This is a genomic window from Pseudomonas sp. GM18, assembly GCF_000282195.1.
Classification (GTDB): Bacteria; Pseudomonadota; Gammaproteobacteria; order Pseudomonadales; family Pseudomonadaceae; genus Aquipseudomonas.
Map to the genome: position 1 here is coordinate 116,744 of NZ_AKJT01000040.1, position 17,792 is coordinate 134,535.

A 17,792-nucleotide genomic window follows, 5' to 3' on the forward strand; every position below is an offset into this window, starting at 1 on the left:
GCGCAGGTTGCTTAGAACGTATCTTTCCAAGCCCGCAATGCAGCAAAGACCGCACTCGGCGCCCGGTTTTCGGTTCCATTCCGTTCGTCCACTTTTTCTTTAACGGATGTTTCGCCAGTACGCAAAAACGGATTGGTGAGCTTTTCCAGCGCCAGGGTCGAAGGCAGCGTCATGATTCCGGCTTCCCGTTGACGGGTCACTTTGGCCAGGCGTTCAAGGGTATCGGAGTTGCCCGGTTCGACCGCCACGGCAAACTTCAGATTGCTCAGGGTGTACTCGTGGGTGCAGTAGACCAGCGTGTCTTCGGGAAGCGCCGCGAGACGGCTCAGCGAGTGATGCATTTGCTCGGGCGTGCCTTCGAACAAGCGTCCGCAACCGGCAGCAAACAGGGTGTCGCCGCAGAACAAATGACCACGGTGGTAATAGGCGATGTGCCCGAGGGTATGGCCCGGTACTTTGATGACATCGAAGTCCCAGCCCAGCACGTTGATACGGTCGTTGTCCTTGAGGGCCACGTCCCGTGCCGGGATGGTCTCGCTGGCCGGGCCATGGACGGTCGCGTCTGTCGCTTTTTTCAGCCGCTCGACGCCACCGACATGGTCATGATGGTGATGAGTGATCAGAATATCGCTTAACACCCAACCCGGGTGCGCCGCGAGCCAGGCCTGTACTGGCGCGGCATCGCCCGGATCGACCACGGCGCAGCGCTGGGTGCTGTGATCTTGTAACAACCAGATGTAGTTGTCGGTGAAGGCGGGCAGGGCACTGATCTGTATCATCGTCGGATTCGCCAAGCGGAAAACATTGGCGCATCTTAGAGCTTCCTGGCGCGTTGGAGAATGCAATGACCGATAAAGCGTTCGCTCAGGCTGATCCTGACTGGCTGGCATTGATCAGCGCGGCCCGTGACTGGCTGTCCGGCCCCATCGGGCAATTTTTGCTGGATGAAGAACGACGCATGCTCGAAGACGAGTTGGGGCGCTTCTTCGGCGGCTATCTGGTGCATTACGGCCCCTCGGCGCAGACGCCACCGTCGGCGCCACAGGTGCAGCGCAATGTGCGACTCGGTGCGCCGTTGCCGGGGGTGGAGATCGTCTGCGAAGAGCAGGCCTGGCCCTTGAGCGAGCATGCCGCCGATGTGGTGGTGTTGCAGCATGGGCTGGATTTCTGCCTGTCGCCCCACGGCCTGCTGCGCGAAGCGGCGAGCAGTGTGCGCCCCGGCGGGCATCTGCTGATTATCGGGATCAACCCCTGGAGCAGTTGGGGCCTGCGTCATGTGTTCGCCCATGACGCCTTGCGCCAGGCCCGCTGCATTTCGCCGTCGCGGGTCAGCGACTGGCTGAACCTGCTGGGCTTCGCGCTGGAGAAACGCCGCTTCGGGTGTTATCGTCCGCCGCTTGCGTCACCTGCCTGGCAAGCTCGTCTGGCCGGTTGGGAGCGCAAGGCCGGTGACTGGCAATTGTCGGGTGGCGGCTTCTATTTATTAGTCGCGCGCAAGATCGTGGTGGGGCTGCGGCCGGTGCGCCAAGTACGGCGCGAACCGATGGGCAAGCTGATTCCGTTGCCGATGGCCAAGGTCAACCGTCGTCACATCGAACCGTAATACACTTTTTATATTCCCGGTCGGGTATGCCCCGGCCTCGGGCATCGTCGGTCACCGATCGGCGAGCCAGCGCATTTTCTGGATAGATTGGCATGAGCGATAGCGTAGAACTCTTCACCGATGGTGCCTGCAAGGGCAATCCTGGCCCAGGCGGCTGGGGCGCGTTGCTGGTGTGCAAGGGCGTTGAAAAAGAACTCTGGGGCGGCGAAGCCAACACCACCAACAACCGCATGGAGTTGATGGGCGCGATCCGTGGCCTGGAAGAGCTCAAGCGTTCTTGCGACGTGCTGCTGGTGACCGACTCCCAGTACGTGATGAAAGGCATCAACGAGTGGATGGCCAACTGGAAGAAGCGCGGCTGGAAAACCGCAGCGAAGGAGCCAGTGAAAAACGCCGACCTGTGGAAACTGCTCGACGAGCAGGTCAACCGCCACAACGTCACCTGGAAATGGGTGCGCGGGCACATCGGCCATCATGGCAACGAGCGGGCAGACCAACTGGCCAACCGTGGCGTGGATGAAGTGCGCGGGTACAAACAGGCCTGAAACCACGCAATCCCCCGTCATCATCGGCGCTGGTCACGTGGTGGCGCGCCCGATCCCACGAGCGTGTTAACATCGCCGCTTTTGCACGATTGACCCGTTGAGAGCTGAGCACTGATGGCCACCAGATCCGTTGTACTCGATACCGAAACCACCGGCATGCCGGTGACCGACGGCCACCGGATTATCGAAATCGGTTGTGTCGAGTTGATCGGTCGGCGCCTGACCGGCCGGCATTTCCACGTTTACCTGCAACCGGATCGCGAGAGTGACGAAGGCGCCATCGGCGTCCACGGCATCACTAACGAATTTCTGGTGGGCAAGCCGCGTTTCACTGAAGTGGCCGATGAGTTTTTCGAGTTCATCAAGGGCGCACAGCTGATCATCCATAACGCGGCGTTCGACGTTGGCTTCATCAACAACGAATTTGCCCTGATGGGCCAGCACGATCGCGCGGACATCACGCAACACTGCACGATCCTCGACACCCTGATAATGGCCCGGGAACGTCACCCGGGGCAGCGCAACAGCCTCGACGCCTTGTGCAAGCGCTATGGTGTCGACAACTCCGGCCGTGAACTGCACGGCGCCTTGCTCGACTCCGAGATTCTCGCTGACGTTTACCTGACCATGACCGGCGGCCAGACCAGCCTGTCGCTGGCCGGTAATGCGTCCGATGGCAACGGTTCGGGCGAAGGCGCGGACAACTCCGCCACGGAAATCCGTCGTCTGCCGGCCGATCGTCAGCCGACCCGGATCATCCGTGCCAGTGAAGAGGATCTGGCCCAACACGTCGCGCGCCTCGAAGCCATCGCCAAATCCGCCGGCGCGCCGTCGCTGTGGCAGCAATTGGCCGAGGCCAAGGCTCAGGCCTGAAGGTCTTAAAAGATCGTCCGAACGCCCCAATGCCCCACTTCAGGGCATCCCCCCTCGCCACATGCGCTTCAACCCTCTACCCTGAGGTTATTGGCAGGCCATGGTCTGCCGCCTCAGGACGCCGAGTCTCATGTATAAAGATTTGAAATTCCCGGTCCTGATCGTCCACCGCGACATCAAGGCCGACACCGTTGCCGGTGATCGTGTGCGTGGCATTGCCCGGGAGCTGGAGCAGGAAGGTTTCAGTATCGTTTCGGCGGTCGATTACACCGAGGGGCGTCTGGTCGCCTCGACCCATCACGGCCTTGCCTGCATGTTGATTGCCGCCGAAGACGCCAGCACCCACGCGCATCTTCTGCATAACATGGCCGAGCTGATTCGCCTGGCACGGGTTCGGGCGCCGGACCTGCCGATCTTCGCCCTGGGCGAGCAAGTCACCCTGGAAAACGCCCCGGCCGACGCCATGGCCGAGCTCAATCAGCTGCGCGGCATTCTCTATTTGTTCGAAGACACCGTGCCATTCCTCGCCCGTCAGGTTGCCCGTGCGGCGCGCAAGTACCTGGACGGTCTGTTACCGCCGTTCTTCAGGGCGCTGGTGCAGCACACCGCTGACTCCAATTATTCCTGGCACACGCCGGGACATGGCGGCGGCGTGGCGTATCACAAGAGCCCGGTGGGGCAGGCGTTTCACCAGTTTTTCGGGGAAAACACCCTGCGTTCGGATTTGTCGGTGTCGGTGCCGGAACTCGGTTCGCTGCTCGATCACACCGGCCCCTTGGCCGAGGCGGAAGCGCGAGCGGCCCGCAACTTCGGCGCCGATCACACCTTTTTCGTGATCAATGGCACCTCGACCGCCAACAAGATCGTCTGGCATTCCATGGTGGCCCGCGATGATCTGGTGCTGGTGGATCGCAACTGCCACAAGTCGGTGTTGCACGCGATCATCATGACCGGCGCGATTCCGTTGTACCTGTGCCCGGAGCGCAATGAGCTGGGGATCATCGGCCCGATTCCGTTGAGTGAATTCAGCCGCGAATCGATCCAGGCCAAGATCGACGCCAGCCCGCTGACCCAGGGCCGTGAGCCCAAGGTCAAGTTGGCGGTGGTGACCAACTCGACTTACGACGGCCTCTGTTACAACGCCGAGCTGATCAAACAGAGCCTGGGCAACAGCGTCGAGGTGCTGCATTTCGACGAAGCCTGGTTCGCCTACGCGGCATTCCACGAGTTCTTCGCCGGCCGTTACGGCATGGGCACCTCCCGCAGCGAAGACAGCCCCTTGGTGTTCACCACCCATTCCACGCACAAACTGCTGGCGGCGTTCAGTCAGGCATCGATGATTCATGTGCAGGACGGCGGTGCGCGGCAGCTGGATCGCGACCGTTTCAACGAAGCGTTCATGATGCATATCTCGACCTCGCCGCAGTACAGCATCATCGCCTCGCTGGACGTGGCCTCGGCAATGATGGAAGGGCCGGCCGGTCGTTCGCTGCTGCAGGAAATGTTCGATGAGGCCCTGAGCTTTCGCCGGGCGCTGGCCAATCTGCGCCAGCATATCGCCGCCGATGACTGGTGGTTTTCCATCTGGCAGCCGCCCTCGGCACAAGCGATCGAGCAGGTGGTCAGCGAAGACTGGCTGCTGCAACCCGACGCCGACTGGCACGGCTTTGGTGGCGTGACCGACGACTACGTGCTGCTCGACCCGATCAAGGTCACGCTGGTGATGCCGGGGCTGACGGCGGGCGGCGCGCTGAGTGCGCGCGGGATTCCGGCGGCGGTGGTCAGCAAGTTCCTCTGGGAGCGCGGGCTGGTCGTGGAAAAGACCGGGCTGTATTCGTTTCTGGTGCTGTTCTCGATGGGCATTACCAAGGGCAAATGGAGCACGCTGCTCACCGAGTTGCTGGAGTTCAAGCGCAGTTACGATGCCAACGTCAGCCTGGCCACTTGCCTGCCGTGCGTGGCGCAACAGAACATTGCCCGTTATCAAGGCATGGGTTTGCGCGATCTGTGCGATCAATTGCACGCCTGTTATCGCAGCAACGCCACGGCCAAACACCTCAAGCGCATGTACACGGTGCTGCCGGAAGTCGCGATGAAGCCGGCGCACGCCTATGATCAATTGGTACGCGGGGAAGTGGAGGCCGTTTCGATCGATGCTCTGGACGGGCGGATCGCGGCAGTGATGCTGGTGCCATACCCGCCGGGGATCCCGTTGATCATGCCTGGCGAGCGTTTCACCGAGTCGACCCGCTCGATCATCGATTACCTGAAGTTTGCCCGGGCGTTCGACAGCAGCTTCCCCGGGTTTGTCGCCGATGTGCATGGCTTGCAACACGAAGACGAGGGCAATGGACGGCACTACACCGTCGATTGCATCAAGGAATGAGGACCTTTGCGAGTATGCAGCCCGTCATGAATCCCAAATACCCAGGCCTCTCGGTGCGTGTCGCCGATGAGGGTTTTGCGGCATATATCTGGGGCAGTGATTTCAGTTTTGAAGTCGCCGCCTATGGCGCAGCAGAAATCGGCAAACCGGTGGCGCAGTGGCCGGTGACGCCAATCACCCCGTATCGCAAGTGCTACGGCATCGATCCCGAAGAGTTCAGCAGTTTTCGCGATGCCGCCGACAGTGCGATTTTCATGGCCTATCTGGATGACGAGCCGGTGGGGCACCTGGTGGTCAGCACCAACTGGAACGGTTTCGCCCATATCGATGAATTGGCGGTGCATGCGCCGGCGCGTCGCCATGGCGTGGCCAAGGCGTTGCTGGACGTAGCGCAGTTCTGGAGTCGCAAGAAAAAGCTGCCGGGCATCATGCTGGAAACCCAGAACAATAATCTGGGTGCCTGCCGGCTGTATGAACGTTGTGGCTACGTGGTTGGCGGGATCGATCATCTGCGTTATCGCGGGATCGACCCGAACACCGCCGAAGTCGCATTGTTCTGGTATCGATTGTTCGATAACCCGCTGGAAAAACCGATCAGCTCGCCAGCATCGCCACGGCTTGTTCCGTGATGATGTCCAGCAACGTCTGAACCGCCGGAGAGGGTTCGGCGTTTTTCAGGCGCAAGGCATAGACGCTGATCGGTACCGCAGGCGCCAGCGGGCAGGCATCGAGCCCGGCCGATTTGGCGCCGAGGGCGGTAAACGGATCGACAATCGCCAGGCCTTCGCCGGCCTCGACCATGCTGCGCATCATCTGATGCGTCTGCACCCGGGTCTGGATGACCGGGGCAGGGCGTAGCGCATGCAGCTTGTTGTCCAGCGCCGGGCTGAGCGGGTCGTGACCTTCCAGGCCTACCATCGACTGGCCGGCCAGGTCTTGCAGCGAGATGTATTTTTGTTTCGGTTGCAGCCAGCCATGGGGCGCCAATAGCTGGAGCTTGCCTTGGGCGATGACCTGGCAATCGATATCGGCGTGCTCCGGGTCGTGCAGGCTCAGGCCCAGATCGCTTTCACGCAGCAGCAGGCTTCTGACAATCTCGCGGGTCGGTTGGCTCAGGAGGGTGCAAGGTGCATCGGGGAAGCGTCGGCGCAGCGCCGCGATGCTCTGCGGCAACAGCTGCTGCGCCAACGGCGGGGTGCAGATGATTCGCAGGGGCGGGGCCAGATATTGCTTGAGGCTGCTGGCCAGTCGCTGGACCGGCTCAAGCGCTTCGTAGACACGGGCGATCTCGACCTGCAACTCCCGCGCCTCGCGTGTGGCTTGCAGACGGCCACGCACGCTGGCAAACAGCATGAAACCCAACTGATCCTCGGCATCGCGCAGCGTGCGTTCAACCTCGGTCACGGGCAACTGCAACCATTCGGCGGCGGTGCCCAGGTGACCGGTCTGCAGGAGCGCCTGGATCACTTCGATATGACGTAAACGCATGCGTGAAGTCCATGTTCAGCAGGTGAGGGAGTCAGTGACTGAATCCTAACTCAAGTGCGCGCATATGACTTCTGCTCATAACAGCGGGTTATGAAGCGACGTTCGTTTCAGGTTCGCGGATGAGGGTGACACCGGTTTGCACCAGCACAAACTCATTGTCGTCGAGTTTGTTGACCCGGTCGCCAATGGCCAGTTTATAGGTGGTGACAGGCGCAGAGCCGGCGAGGCCGTCGTGCGACAGGGTGGATTCCTGGAACTCATGCACGGAATAAACACGGCCTTCCGCGTCTCTTGCATGGAACTGACCGACGAGTACTGCTGCCATCTGCTTAGAACCTCTGGAGATAAATCACTCAATTTGCGGTTCTGTAGACCGTGGTTGGGCGAGGTAAGTTTTCCTACAGGAAAAAAATAGTCAGGGGCGGCGATTTTCCGTCGCCCGCTGGTTGAATCGTCATTTGATCATCTATAACTAGAAGCTCTTTCCATCGAACAGTCGAGAATCTTCCATGAGCAACGTCTACGAGATCGCCGTTCTGGTCGGCAGCCTGAGAAAAGCATCGATCAACCGCAAGGTCGCGCTGGCGCTGGCCGAGCTGGCGCCTGCCAATCTGAAGCTGACTATCGTCGAAATCGGCGATTTGCCGCTCTACAACGAAGACATCGATGGCGATTCACCGCCGGCAGCCTACAGCACTTTCCGACAACAAGTGCGTTCATCCGACGCGGTGCTGTTCGTGACCCCGGAATACAACCGTTCGGTGCCTGCGCCGTTGAAGAACGCGATCGACGTCGGTTCGCGCCCCTATGGCAATAGTGTCTGGGACGGCAAGCCGGGTGCGGTGATCAGCGCTTCACCGGGTGCGGTCGGCGGATTTGGCGCCAACCACAATGTGCGCCAGTCCATGGTGTTTCTCAATGTGCCGTGCATGCAACAGCCGGAAGCTTATCTGGGCGGTGCCGGTTCAGCGTTCGACGAGGCGGGCAAGTTGTCGGAGTCGCTCAAGCCGTTCTTGCAGAAATTCATCAATGCGTATGCGCAGTGGGTCGAGCAGCATAAAAAGCCATGACCACTTCCTTGTAGCTTGTAGCAGCTGCCGAGCCTGCGAGGCTGCGTCCGGCGGCGAAGCCGTCGTAAACCCTGTACATGCGGTTCAACTGAAACACCGCATCGCCCGATTTCACGACGGCTTCGTCCGAATGCGGCCCACACCGAACGCAGCCTCGCAGGCTCGGCAGCTGCTACATCAGGCATTTCATCCAGCCTTCACTTTACGGTCTATTCAAACCTCCCTACTATTCCGCGCTTCGTTTTTCGTCGGGCTGGAACCGGGTTTATATGCTCATCGCATCGCTGATTTTTTTGCTGACCATCACCCTGGTGATCTGGCAACCCAAAGGCCTGGGCGTCGGCTGGAGTGCGGTATTCGGCGCGGTACTGGCGATGCTGTCCGGGGTGGTGCACCTGAGCGATATTCCGCTGGTGTGGCAGATTATCTGGAATGCCACCGGAACCTTTGTTGCGCTGATCATTATCAGCTTGCTGCTGGATGAGGCGGGGTTCTTTGCCTGGGCCGCGTTGCATGTGGCCCGTTGGGGGCGGGGCAACGGGCGCAAGCTCTTTGCTTATATGGTGCTGCTCGGCGCACTGGTGTCGGCGTTGTTCGCCAATGACGGCGCAGCACTGATTCTCACGCCGATCGTGATTTCCATGCTGTTGGCGTTGCGTTTCTCCCCGGCGGCAACCCTCGCGTTCGTCATGGGCGCCGGTTTCATCGCCGACACCGCGAGCCTGCCGCTGGTGGTGTCAAACCTGGTGAACATCGTTTCCGCAGACTTCTTCAAGATCAGTTTCAACCGCTACGCCGCGGTGATGATCCCGGTCAATCTGGTAAGCGTGGCGGCGACCCTGGCGATGTTGATGGTGTTCTTCCGTCGCGACATTCCCCGTGATTACGATCCCGAGCAATTGGCAGACCCGGCCACCGCAATTCACGACACCGCGACGTTTTATGCCGGTTGGGTCGTGCTGGTGATTCTGCTGCTGGGCTGTTTTGCCCTTGAGCCGTTGGGCATTCCGATCAGCGCGATTTCCGCGGTGTGCGCTGCATTGCTGCTGGCCATTGCCGCCCGTGGCCACAAGATTTCCACGCGCAAGGTGATGAAAGAAGCGCCGTGGCAGATCGTGATTTTTTCCCTGGGCATGTACCTCGTGGTGTATGGCCTGCGCAACGCCGGGCTCACCGGGTATCTGGCCGGTTGGCTGGATGGCTTCGCCGGTTACGGCGTGTGGGGCGCGGCCATGGGCACCGGGGTGCTGACGGCGTTGCTGTCGTCGGTGATGAACAATCTGCCAACCGTGCTGATCGGCTTGCTCTCGATCGATGCCAGTCAGGCGACCGGCGTGGCGAAAGAAGCGATGATCTACGCCAACGTCATCGGCAGCGACCTGGGGCCGAAAATCACCCCGATCGGCAGTCTGGCGACCTTGCTGTGGCTGCATGTGTTGCAGCGCAAGAATATCCGGATTGGCTGGGGGTACTACTTCAAGGTCGGGGTTGTGCTGACGGTGCCGGTGTTGTTGGTGACGTTGGCGGCCTTGGCGTTGCGGTTGTCCATCTAGACCGGGTTGGTCCTATCGCGAGCAGACCCGCCCAGGCACTACAAAACTCAACCAGTACCCGGCACATTCGGCCAAAGATCGGACACCAGAAACAGTCGCTCGGCCTCTTCCCAATCCCCTTTGGCATTCTCTGTCAGCCGCACCATCAATTGCGCCGGTGCCAGCGGGTCCAGATCGCTCAGCCACACATCCAGTTGTTCAGCGTCCCAGGTCTGCTCCTTGGGGTAGTGCGCCGGTGCCAGCCAGGCATGGCGGGGCAGGGGTTGCCAGCGACCGAATGGACGCTGCACGACAAAATCCGCCCAGTCCTTCTGGTGCAGCCAGCTACCGCGCAAATGCTGAGGGTGTGCGCCGCGCGGTGGTTCGGCCTGCCCCGGCCACGGATAGAGTAGATAACCGCCCAGCCACAGGTGCGCGCTGAACTGCTGGATATCCAGCGACGCCAGCACCTCGCGACTTTCCGCCCGCGCGGAAATCGGTAATTGATGCCGGCTCAGGTGTTCCAGTTTGCGGTCCAGTCGATCATGACAACCCGGTCCGAGCCACTGCGCGGTGTCATGGCCGTCACCGTTCTGTGGGCCGAGATAGAGCTTGATCGCCAGTTCGAGATGATGCACGCCATCGCGATCGCGCAACAGCATGTCCAGCTCGCCCAAGGTGTGGCCTTCGCGGCGGATCGGCATGTTGGCAGCAATCAACTCGATCCCCGGCGCGTTCCGCACGGCGTACTGCCACAGCCGTTCGTAGTACAAGCCCAGGCGCCGGGTCCTGGCCTGGGCCAGCCAGTGCAGCAAATCGTAACTGTCGCGGTCCAGCTGCCTGAGCCAGTGTTCCAGGCGCTCCGGCGCCTGCACCCAATCGCTGCCGGCCAGGGGATGACGCTGCGGCCATGGGGTGGCGCTGAGCATCGGCGGCGCGAGGATGACCCAGGCCAGGTCGCGCACTTCAGGGTGGCGCAACTGGTGAGGTAACTGGAGCAAGTCTGGAAATAGGATCATCTTGCGAGCATAGCCCGAAACGCGAGCACACCGTTGTGGCTGAAAGGGTTTTGTCTACGCCGCGCTTTCGCCCATAATCGTGTTTTTCGCCGTCGCAGGCCGCCGCGTCCCAATAGGAGCCCCATGGAGCAATTTCGTAATATCGGCATCATCGGTCGCCTGGGCAGTTCTCAGGTGCTGGATACCGTCCGCCGACTGAAACGGTTTCTGCTCGATCGTCACCTGCACGTGATCCTCGAAGACACCATCGCCGAAGTCCTGCCGGGCCATGGCCTGCAAACTTCGTCGCGCAAGATGCTCGGTGAAGTCTGTGACATGGTGATTGTGGTCGGTGGTGACGGCAGCCTGTTGGGCGCTGCCCGGGCGCTGGCCCGGCATAATATTCCGGTGCTCGGCATCAACCGTGGCAGCCTGGGATTCCTTACCGATATTCGCCCCGATGAGCTGGAAGTCAAAGTCGCCGAAGTGCTCGACGGCCACTATCTGGTGGAAAACCGCTTCCTGCTGCAAGCCGAAGTCCGGCGCCACGCCGAGGCCATCGGCCAGGGCGATGCGCTGAACGACGTGGTGCTGCACCCCGGCAAATCGACGCGGATGATCGAGTTCGAGCTCTACATCGACGGCCAGTTCGTCTGCAGCCAGAAGGCCGACGGCCTGATCGTCGCCACGCCCACCGGTTCGACCGCCTACGCGCTGTCGGCGGGCGGCCCGATCATGCATCCCAAGCTCGACGCTATTGTGATTGTGCCGATGTACCCCCATACCTTGTCGGGTAGACCGATCGTGGTCGATGGCAACAGTGAGCTGAAAATCGTCGTGTCCAAAGATATGCAGATTTACCCGCAAGTCTCCTGTGACGGGCAGAACCACTTCACCTGCGCGCCCGGTGACACCATCACCATCAGCAAGAAAGCGCAGAAGCTGCGGCTGATTCACCCACTCGACCACAACTACTACGAAGTCTGCCGGACCAAGCTCGGCTGGGGCAGCAAGTTGGGTGGTGGAGGCGACTGATGCTCGATCCCGCGCGTAGCTACGACCTGATCGGTGACGTGCACGGTTGCGCTCTGACCCTTGAGCACTTGCTCGACCGGCTCGGTTACCACAAACAGGCGGGTGTCTGGCGACATCCGTCGCGCATGGCGGTGTTCCTCGGCGACATCATCGACCGCGGCCCGCGGATTCGCGAGGCGCTGCACATCGTCCACGACATGGTCGAGGCCGGCCAGGCGCTGTGCATCATGGGCAACCATGAATTCAACGCCCTCGGCTGGAGCACGCCGGCGCTGCCGGGTAGCGGCAAACAGTTCGTGCGCGAACACACGCCGCGCCACGCGCGCCTGCTCAAGGAAACCCTGACCCAGTTCGAGGATCATCCCGAGGAATGGCATGACTTCCTGCAATGGTTCTACAAGCTGCCATTGTTCGTCGACGCCGGGCGTTTCCGCGTGGTGCATGCCTGCTGGGATGCCAGCCTGATCGAACCGTTGCGCGGGTTGTTCCCTGACGGGTGCATCGACGAGCATTTCCTCCAGGCCTCCGCGGTGCCGGGCAGTTTCGCCTGCACTGTGTTCGATCGCCTGTTGCGCGGCACCGACATGCGCTTGCCCCACGGCTTGACCATGACCAGCGGTGACGGCCTGACCCGTTCCTTCTTCCGCACCAAATTCTGGGAAGACGACCCGCAAACCTACGGAGACATTGTGTTCCAGCCCGACGCCTTGCCTGAACCGGTGGCCCGCACGCCGCTGTCATCCAGCGAAAAAGACAATCTGCTGCGCTACGGCATCGATGAGCCGATGTTGTTCGTCGGCCACTACTGGCGCAGCGGCAAACCGGCGCCGATCCGCCCGAACCTGGCGTGCCTGGATTACAGCGCGGTGCTCTACGGCAAGCTGGTCGCTTATCGTCTGGATCAGGAAACCCGTCTCGACCCGCATAAATTTGTCTGGGTCGATGTCGAGCGGCCGGAGTTACTGCAATGACGGCGGTGGCGGTATTGCGTCTGCCGCTGGCGGTGGATTTGAGCGGGTTCGTCAAACTGCTGCAGCGCATGCAAGTGCCCCATCGGGTCAGCGAAGAGGCGGGCGAGCAGGTGTTGTGGGTACCAGCCAGCATCAGCGAAGACGTGCGCTCGTTGTACGAACGCTTCCCGGCCGGCGACCCCGATCAGCAACTGGATATCCCGGTGGCGCCGACCCTGCAGCGTCCGGGTTTTGTCGAGCAGTTGCGCCACAGCAAGGCCACGGCGTTCGTGTTGTTGCTGAGCCTGATCGTCGGCGTAGTGACGCTGCTGGGCGAAAACCTCGAGACGATGCGCTGGCTGACCTTCCTCGATTTCCGTGTGGTTGGCGAATACATCCATTTCACACCACTGGCCGACAGCTTGGCGGCGGGGCAGTGGTGGCGTCTGGTGACGCCGATGCTGATCCATTTCGGCATCCTGCACCTGGCCATGAACGGCATGTGGTACTGGGAACTGGGGCGGCGCATCGAGTCGCGTCAGGGCAGCATCAACCTGATCGGCCTGACGTTGCTGTTCAGCCTGGTGTCCAACTATGCGCAGTTCCTTTTCAGCGGCCCGACCCTGTTTGGCGGGTTGTCCGGGGTGCTGTACGGCCTGCTCGGGCATTGCTGGATCTTCCAGGTCCTGTCGCCGAACCCGGCTTATCGCCTGCCTCGTGGGGTGTTGGTGATGATGTTGGTGTGGCTGCTGCTGTGCCTGTCGGGGCTGGTCTCGATGATCGGCTTCGGCGAGATTGCCAACGCGGCCCACGTTGGCGGGTTACTCATCGGATGCTTTACCGGTTTGTTGGGCGGCTTGTTCAACCGCCGTAAACTGACGTCTAAATAAGCTATGTGAATAGAGAGCGCGGAGACCCTGATGTCCTCTTTTAACGAAATGATCAAAAACATCACCCCGGATATCTACCAGAGCCTGAAACTGGCGGTGGAAATCGGCAAATGGTCCGACGGTGGCAAGCTCACCGCCGAGCAGCGCGAACTGTCCCTGCAAGCGATGATCGCCTGGGAAATCCAAAACCTGCCCGAGGAACAGCGCACCGGCTACATGGGCCCGCAGGAGTGCGCGTCGAAGTCGATCGAAGTGCCGAATATTCTGTTCAAGTCGGATGCCATCCATTGATCGAGATTGGCCGCGGTGCAATCAGCAAAATGTCGGCGCGCCTGGACGGGCCGAACGTGCAGTACGCTTTTCGTCTGGGCGACGTAGAGGTGCCGGTCAATCCATTGATCGGCACCACGGTGCGCCTGGAATACCTGGGGGCGATCCACTGCACCCATTGCGGACGCAAGACCAAAACCAGTTTCAGCCAGGGTTACTGCTACCCGTGCATGACCAAACTGGCCCAGTGTGACATCTGCATCATGAGCCCGGAGCGCTGCCACTACGACGCCGGCACTTGCCGGGAGCCTGAGTGGGGCGAGAAGTTCTGCATGACCGACCATGTGGTTTACCTGGCCAATTCGTCGGGGATCAAGGTCGGCATTACCCGTGCCACCCAGTTGCCGACCCGCTGGCTCGATCAGGGCGCCAGCCAGGCCTTGCCGATCGTGCGCGTCTCGACCCGTCAGCAGTCGGGCTTCGTCGAAGACCTGTTCCGCAGCCAGGTCGCCGACAAGACCAACTGGCGTGCTTTACTCAAGGGCGATGCGGTATCGGTGGACTTGACGCAGGTTCGCGATCAGCTGTTTGAAAGCTGCGCCGAAGGTTTGCACAGTTTGCAGGAGCGATTCGGCCTACAGGCAATCCAGACGATTACCGATGTCGAACCTCTGGAAATCCGCTATCCGGTCGAGCAATACCCGGCCAAGATTGTCAGCTTCAACCTGGACAAGAACCCGATTGCCGAAGGCACGCTGTTGGGGATCAAGGGCCAATACCTGATTTTCGACACCGGCGTGATCAATATTCGTAAATACACGGCCTACCAGCTCGCCGTGCATCAGTAAGGACTCCAGCATGCGCACCGAACAACCGAAGATGATTTACCTGAAGGACTATCAGGCGCCCGAGTACCTGATCGACGAGACGCACCTGACCTTCGAGTTGTTCGAGGACCACAGCCTGGTCCATGCGCAACTGGTGATGCGCCGCAACCCTGAACGTGGCCCGGGCCTGCCGCCGCTGGTGCTCGACGGCCAGCAACTCGAGCTGCTGTCGGTGACATTGGCCGACCAGGCGCTGAGCGCCACCGACTACCAGCTGACCGAGAATCATCTGACCCTGCACCCGACCGCCACCAGCTTTACGGTCGACACCAGCGTCCGGATCCACCCGGAAACCAATACCGCCCTGGAAGGCCTGTACAAATCCGGCACCATGTTCTGCACCCAGTGCGAGGCCGAAGGTTTCCGCAAGATCACCTATTACCTCGATCGCCCGGACGTGATGAGCACGTTCACTACCACGGTGGTCGCCGAGCAGCACAGCTATCCGGTGCTGCTGTCTAACGGCAACCCGATTGCCTCGGGTCCCGGCGAAGACGGCCGCCACTGGGCGACTTGGGAAGACCCGTTCAAGAAGCCTGCCTACCTGTTCGCGCTGGTGGCCGGTGACCTGTGGTGCGTCGAAGACAGCTTCACCACCATGACCGAGCGCTCCGTGGCGCTGCGCATTTACGTCGAGCCGGAAAACATCGACAAGTGCCAGCACGCCATGAACAGCCTGAAGAAGTCCATGCGCTGGGATGAAGAGGTCTACGGTCGCGAGTACGACCTGGACATCTTCATGATCGTTGCAGTCAACGACTTCAACATGGGCGCCATGGAAAACAAGGGACTCAACATCTTCAACTCCAGCGCCGTGCTGGCCCGCGCCGAAACCGCTACCGACGCTGCGCACCAGCGCGTGGAAGCGATCGTTGCCCACGAATACTTCCACAACTGGTCGGGCAACCGCGTGACCTGCCGCGACTGGTTCCAGCTGTCGCTCAAAGAAGGCTTCACCGTGTTCCGCGATTCGGAATTCTCTGCCGACATGAACTCGGCCACGGTCAAGCGCATTCAGGACGTGGCGTACCTGCGCACCCACCAGTTCGCCGAAGACGCCGGCCCCATGGCCCACGCCGTGCGCCCGGACAGCTTCATCGAGATTTCCAACTTCTACACCCTGACCGTGTACGAAAAGGGCTCGGAAGTGGTCGGCATGATCCACACCTTGCTCGGGGCCGACGGTTTCCGCAAAGGCAGCGACCTGTACTTCGAACGCCATGACGGCCAGGCAGTGACCTGCGATGACTTCATCAAGGCCATGGAAGATGCCAATGGCGTCGACCTGACCCAGTTCAAGCGCTGGTACAGCCAGGCCGGCACACCGCGCCTGGCAGTGAGTGAGTCCTACGATGCGGCAGCGAAAACCTACAACCTGACCTTCCGCCAGAGCTGCCCGGAAACCCCGGACAAGGTGGAAAAACTGCCGTTCGTGATTCCGGTGGAACTGGGTCTGCTTGATTCGAAAGGCGCGGCGATTGCGTTGCGTCTGTCCGGTGAAGCCAGCGCTCAGGGCACTTCGCGGGTTATCTCGGTGACTGAGGCCGAGCAGACCTTCACCTTCGTCGACATTGCTGAAAAGCCACTGCCTTCGTTGCTGCGCGGCTTCTCGGCACCAGTGAAACTGAGCTTCCCGTACGACCGCGATCAACTGATGTTCCTGATGCAGCATGACAGCGACGGTTTCAACCGTTGGGATGCCGGTCAGCAATTGTCGGTGCAGGTGCTGCAAGAGCTGATCGCCCAGCAGCAGAAGGGCGAGGCGCTGGTGCTGGATCAGCGTTTGATTGCAGCGCTGCGTACCGTGCTGTCCGACGAGACGCTGGATCAGGCGATGGTTGCGGAAATGCTCTCTCTGCCGAGTGAAGCGTACCTGACCGAAATCAGCGAAGTGGCTGATGTCGAGGCCATCCACACGGCTCGCGAATTCGCTCGCAAGCAATTGGCGGACAACCTGTTTGATGCGCTGTGGCTGCGTTATCAGGCCAATCGCGAACTGTCGAAGCAGACGCCGTATGTGGCCGAGGCCGAGCATTTTGCCCGTCGCGCCTTGCAGAACATTGCATTGTCGTACCTGATGCTCGGCGATATACCAGAAGTGCTGGCCGCGACCCTTGAGCAGTTCGACAGCTGCGACAACATGACCGAGCGCCTGACCGCGTTGGCGGTGCTGGTGAATTCGCCGTTCGAAGAGCAGAAAGCCAAGGCTCTGGCGAGCTTCGCCGAGCACTTCAAGGACAATCCGCTGGTCATGGATCAGTGGTTCAGCGTTCAGGCCGGCAGTGTATTGCCCGGCGGTCTGGCGCGGGTCAAAGCCTTGATGCAACACCCGGCGTTCAACATCAAGAACCCGAACAAGGTGCGTGCACTGGTCGGTGCGTTTGCCGGGCAGAACCTGATCAACTTCCACGCGGCGGATGGTTCCGGGTATCGGTTCCTGGCGGATCTGGTGATTGAGCTCAACGGCTTTAACCCGCAGATCGCTTCTCGCCAACTGGCACCACTGACGCGCTGGCGCAAGTACGACAGCGCCCGTCAGGCGTTGATGAAAGGCGAACTGGAGCGGATTCTCGCTTCGGGGCAGCTGTCCAGCGACGTGTACGAAGTGGTCAGCAAAAGCCTGGCCTGATCTGGTTGCCTGCTCCCTCAAGTGTTCACTCGGACCTTGTGGGGGCGGGCTTGCTCGCGATGGCGGCCTGATAGCCGACCTGTAGTTTGCTGGCCAAGTACATATCCATTTCTGCGGTAACGGCTACTTATGGTTTCGCCCTTACGGCGACTCCCTTTTTTACAAGCGCCTAAAAAAGGAAGCAAAAAACGCTCGCCCCAAGCGTCCGGCTCCTCGCTAAGGCTCGGCGTTCCTTCGCTCCGGTATCCATCTGGGGGCATCGCCCTACGGTCTGCTTCGCTACGACCTACATGCGATGGGTTCGACTGCGTCGAACGGCGCTGCGCGCCAATCCCCAGATGAACACCTCCACTCAGCCTCCCGAAGGGGCGGGTAGATCAAGATCAAGATCCAAAGCCAAAGCCAAAGCCAAAGCCAAAGCCAAAGCCAAGCAAAGCAAAGCAAATGCAAGATCAAAAGATCGCAGCCTCGCTTCGCTCGACAGCTCCTACAGGGAAATGCGTGCACGTGAGATCAGGCCGGCCGGTAGGCCGCCTTGCTTTTGATTTTGACGCACCGCCCCCTCGAGAGGCCGAGTGGAGGTTCTGCGCAGTGGGTAACCCGGCATGGATGCCGGGTTAGCCGCCCCCGGCCATG

17 protein-coding genes are annotated in these 17,792 nt (G+C 60.7%); 13 read left to right on the plus strand and 4 right to left on the minus strand.

The window, feature by feature from the left end:
* Positions 1-11: 11 nt before the first annotated feature.
* Positions 12-779 (minus strand): hydroxyacylglutathione hydrolase, encoded by a 768-nt coding sequence (gene gloB, locus PMI21_RS15800; RefSeq protein ID WP_007937768.1) that lies wholly within the window; start codon positions 777-779, stop codon positions 12-14.
* 65 nt (positions 780-844) lie between these two features.
* Here gloB and PMI21_RS15795 point away from each other — a divergent pair, with 65 nt between their 5' ends.
* The 5 genes from PMI21_RS15795 to PMI21_RS15775 all read left to right on the plus strand — a co-directional run bounded on the left by PMI21_RS15795 (position 845) and on the right by PMI21_RS15775 (position 6,036).
* Positions 845-1,603 carry a methyltransferase domain-containing protein gene (locus tag PMI21_RS15795; protein ID WP_007937770.1) on the plus strand — a complete coding sequence of 253 codons (759 nt, stop codon included), beginning with the start codon at positions 845-847 and terminating at the stop codon, positions 1,601-1,603.
* A gap of 92 nt (positions 1,604-1,695) precedes the next feature.
* Positions 1,696-2,148 (plus strand): ribonuclease HI, encoded by a 453-nt coding sequence (gene rnhA, locus PMI21_RS15790; protein ID WP_003180633.1) that lies wholly within the window; start codon positions 1,696-1,698, stop codon positions 2,146-2,148.
* A gap of 114 nt (positions 2,149-2,262) precedes the next feature.
* A complete protein-coding gene (gene dnaQ, locus PMI21_RS15785; protein WP_007937771.1) occupies positions 2,263-3,021 on the plus strand; it encodes a DNA polymerase III subunit epsilon in 759 nt (252 codons plus the stop codon).
* Positions 3,022-3,151: 130 nt separating this feature from the next.
* Positions 3,152-5,407, plus strand: a complete 2,256-nt coding sequence (locus tag PMI21_RS15780; protein WP_007937772.1) for an Orn/Lys/Arg decarboxylase N-terminal domain-containing protein — start codon at positions 3,152-3,154, stop codon at positions 5,405-5,407.
* Positions 5,408-5,421: 14 nt separating this feature from the next.
* Entirely contained in the window at positions 5,422-6,036 is a 615-nt protein-coding gene (locus tag PMI21_RS15775; RefSeq protein ID WP_007937773.1) for a GNAT family N-acetyltransferase, read from the plus strand.
* Here PMI21_RS15775 and PMI21_RS15770 read toward each other — a convergent pair.
* Both PMI21_RS15770 and PMI21_RS15765 read right to left on the minus strand, forming a co-directional pair.
* The gene (locus PMI21_RS15770) at positions 6,002-6,895 is read right to left on the minus strand and encodes a LysR substrate-binding domain-containing protein (protein WP_007937774.1); all 894 of its coding nucleotides are present in this window, start codon (positions 6,893-6,895) and stop codon (positions 6,002-6,004) included. The genes PMI21_RS15775 and PMI21_RS15770 overlap by 35 nt on opposite strands.
* Before the next feature lie 88 nt (positions 6,896-6,983).
* On the minus strand, positions 6,984-7,220 hold the full coding sequence (locus PMI21_RS15765) for a hypothetical protein (protein WP_007937775.1): 237 nt from the start codon (positions 7,218-7,220) through the stop codon (positions 6,984-6,986).
* Positions 7,221-7,404: 184 nt separating this feature from the next.
* Here PMI21_RS15765 and PMI21_RS15760 point away from each other — a divergent pair, with 184 nt between their 5' ends.
* Both PMI21_RS15760 and PMI21_RS15755 read left to right on the plus strand, forming a co-directional pair.
* A complete protein-coding gene (locus PMI21_RS15760) occupies positions 7,405-7,965 on the plus strand; it encodes an NADPH-dependent FMN reductase (RefSeq protein WP_007937776.1) in 561 nt (186 codons plus the stop codon).
* Positions 7,966-8,234: 269 nt separating this feature from the next.
* A complete protein-coding gene (locus tag PMI21_RS15755) occupies positions 8,235-9,518 on the plus strand; it encodes an arsenic transporter (RefSeq protein WP_007937777.1) in 1,284 nt (427 codons plus the stop codon).
* Between the two features lie 47 nt (positions 9,519-9,565).
* Here PMI21_RS15755 and PMI21_RS15750 read toward each other — a convergent pair whose 3' ends face one another.
* On the minus strand, positions 9,566-10,516 hold the full coding sequence (locus PMI21_RS15750) for a DUF1853 family protein (protein ID WP_007937779.1): 951 nt from the start codon (positions 10,514-10,516) through the stop codon (positions 9,566-9,568).
* Between the two features lie 123 nt (positions 10,517-10,639).
* Here PMI21_RS15750 and PMI21_RS15745 point away from each other — a divergent pair, with 123 nt between their 5' ends.
* Genes PMI21_RS15745 through pepN form a run of 6 tightly spaced genes read left to right on the plus strand, consistent with a single transcriptional unit; the run spans position 10,640 to position 17,156 of the window.
* Positions 10,640-11,530, plus strand: a complete 891-nt coding sequence (locus PMI21_RS15745) for an NAD(+) kinase (RefSeq protein WP_007906781.1) — start codon at positions 10,640-10,642, stop codon at positions 11,528-11,530.
* Positions 11,527-12,501 (plus strand): metallophosphoesterase, encoded by a 975-nt coding sequence (locus tag PMI21_RS15740; protein ID WP_177318286.1) that lies wholly within the window; start codon positions 11,527-11,529, stop codon positions 12,499-12,501. The genes PMI21_RS15745 and PMI21_RS15740 overlap by 4 nt, the downstream gene beginning before the upstream one ends.
* On the plus strand, positions 12,498-13,370 hold the full coding sequence (locus PMI21_RS15735) for a rhomboid family intramembrane serine protease (protein ID WP_007937781.1): 873 nt from the start codon (positions 12,498-12,500) through the stop codon (positions 13,368-13,370). Before PMI21_RS15740 ends, PMI21_RS15735 begins: the two co-directional genes overlap by 4 nt.
* Before the next feature lie 30 nt (positions 13,371-13,400).
* A complete protein-coding gene (locus PMI21_RS15730; RefSeq protein WP_007937782.1) occupies positions 13,401-13,661 on the plus strand; it encodes a YeaC family protein in 261 nt (86 codons plus the stop codon).
* A complete protein-coding gene (locus PMI21_RS15725; protein ID WP_007937783.1) occupies positions 13,658-14,488 on the plus strand; it encodes a DUF2797 domain-containing protein in 831 nt (276 codons plus the stop codon). The genes PMI21_RS15730 and PMI21_RS15725 overlap by 4 nt, the downstream gene beginning before the upstream one ends.
* A 10-nt stretch (positions 14,489-14,498) precedes the next feature.
* The gene (pepN, locus tag PMI21_RS15720) at positions 14,499-17,156 is read left to right on the plus strand and encodes an aminopeptidase N (RefSeq protein ID WP_007937786.1); all 2,658 of its coding nucleotides are present in this window, start codon (positions 14,499-14,501) and stop codon (positions 17,154-17,156) included.
* Positions 17,157-17,792: the final 636 nt, after the last annotated feature.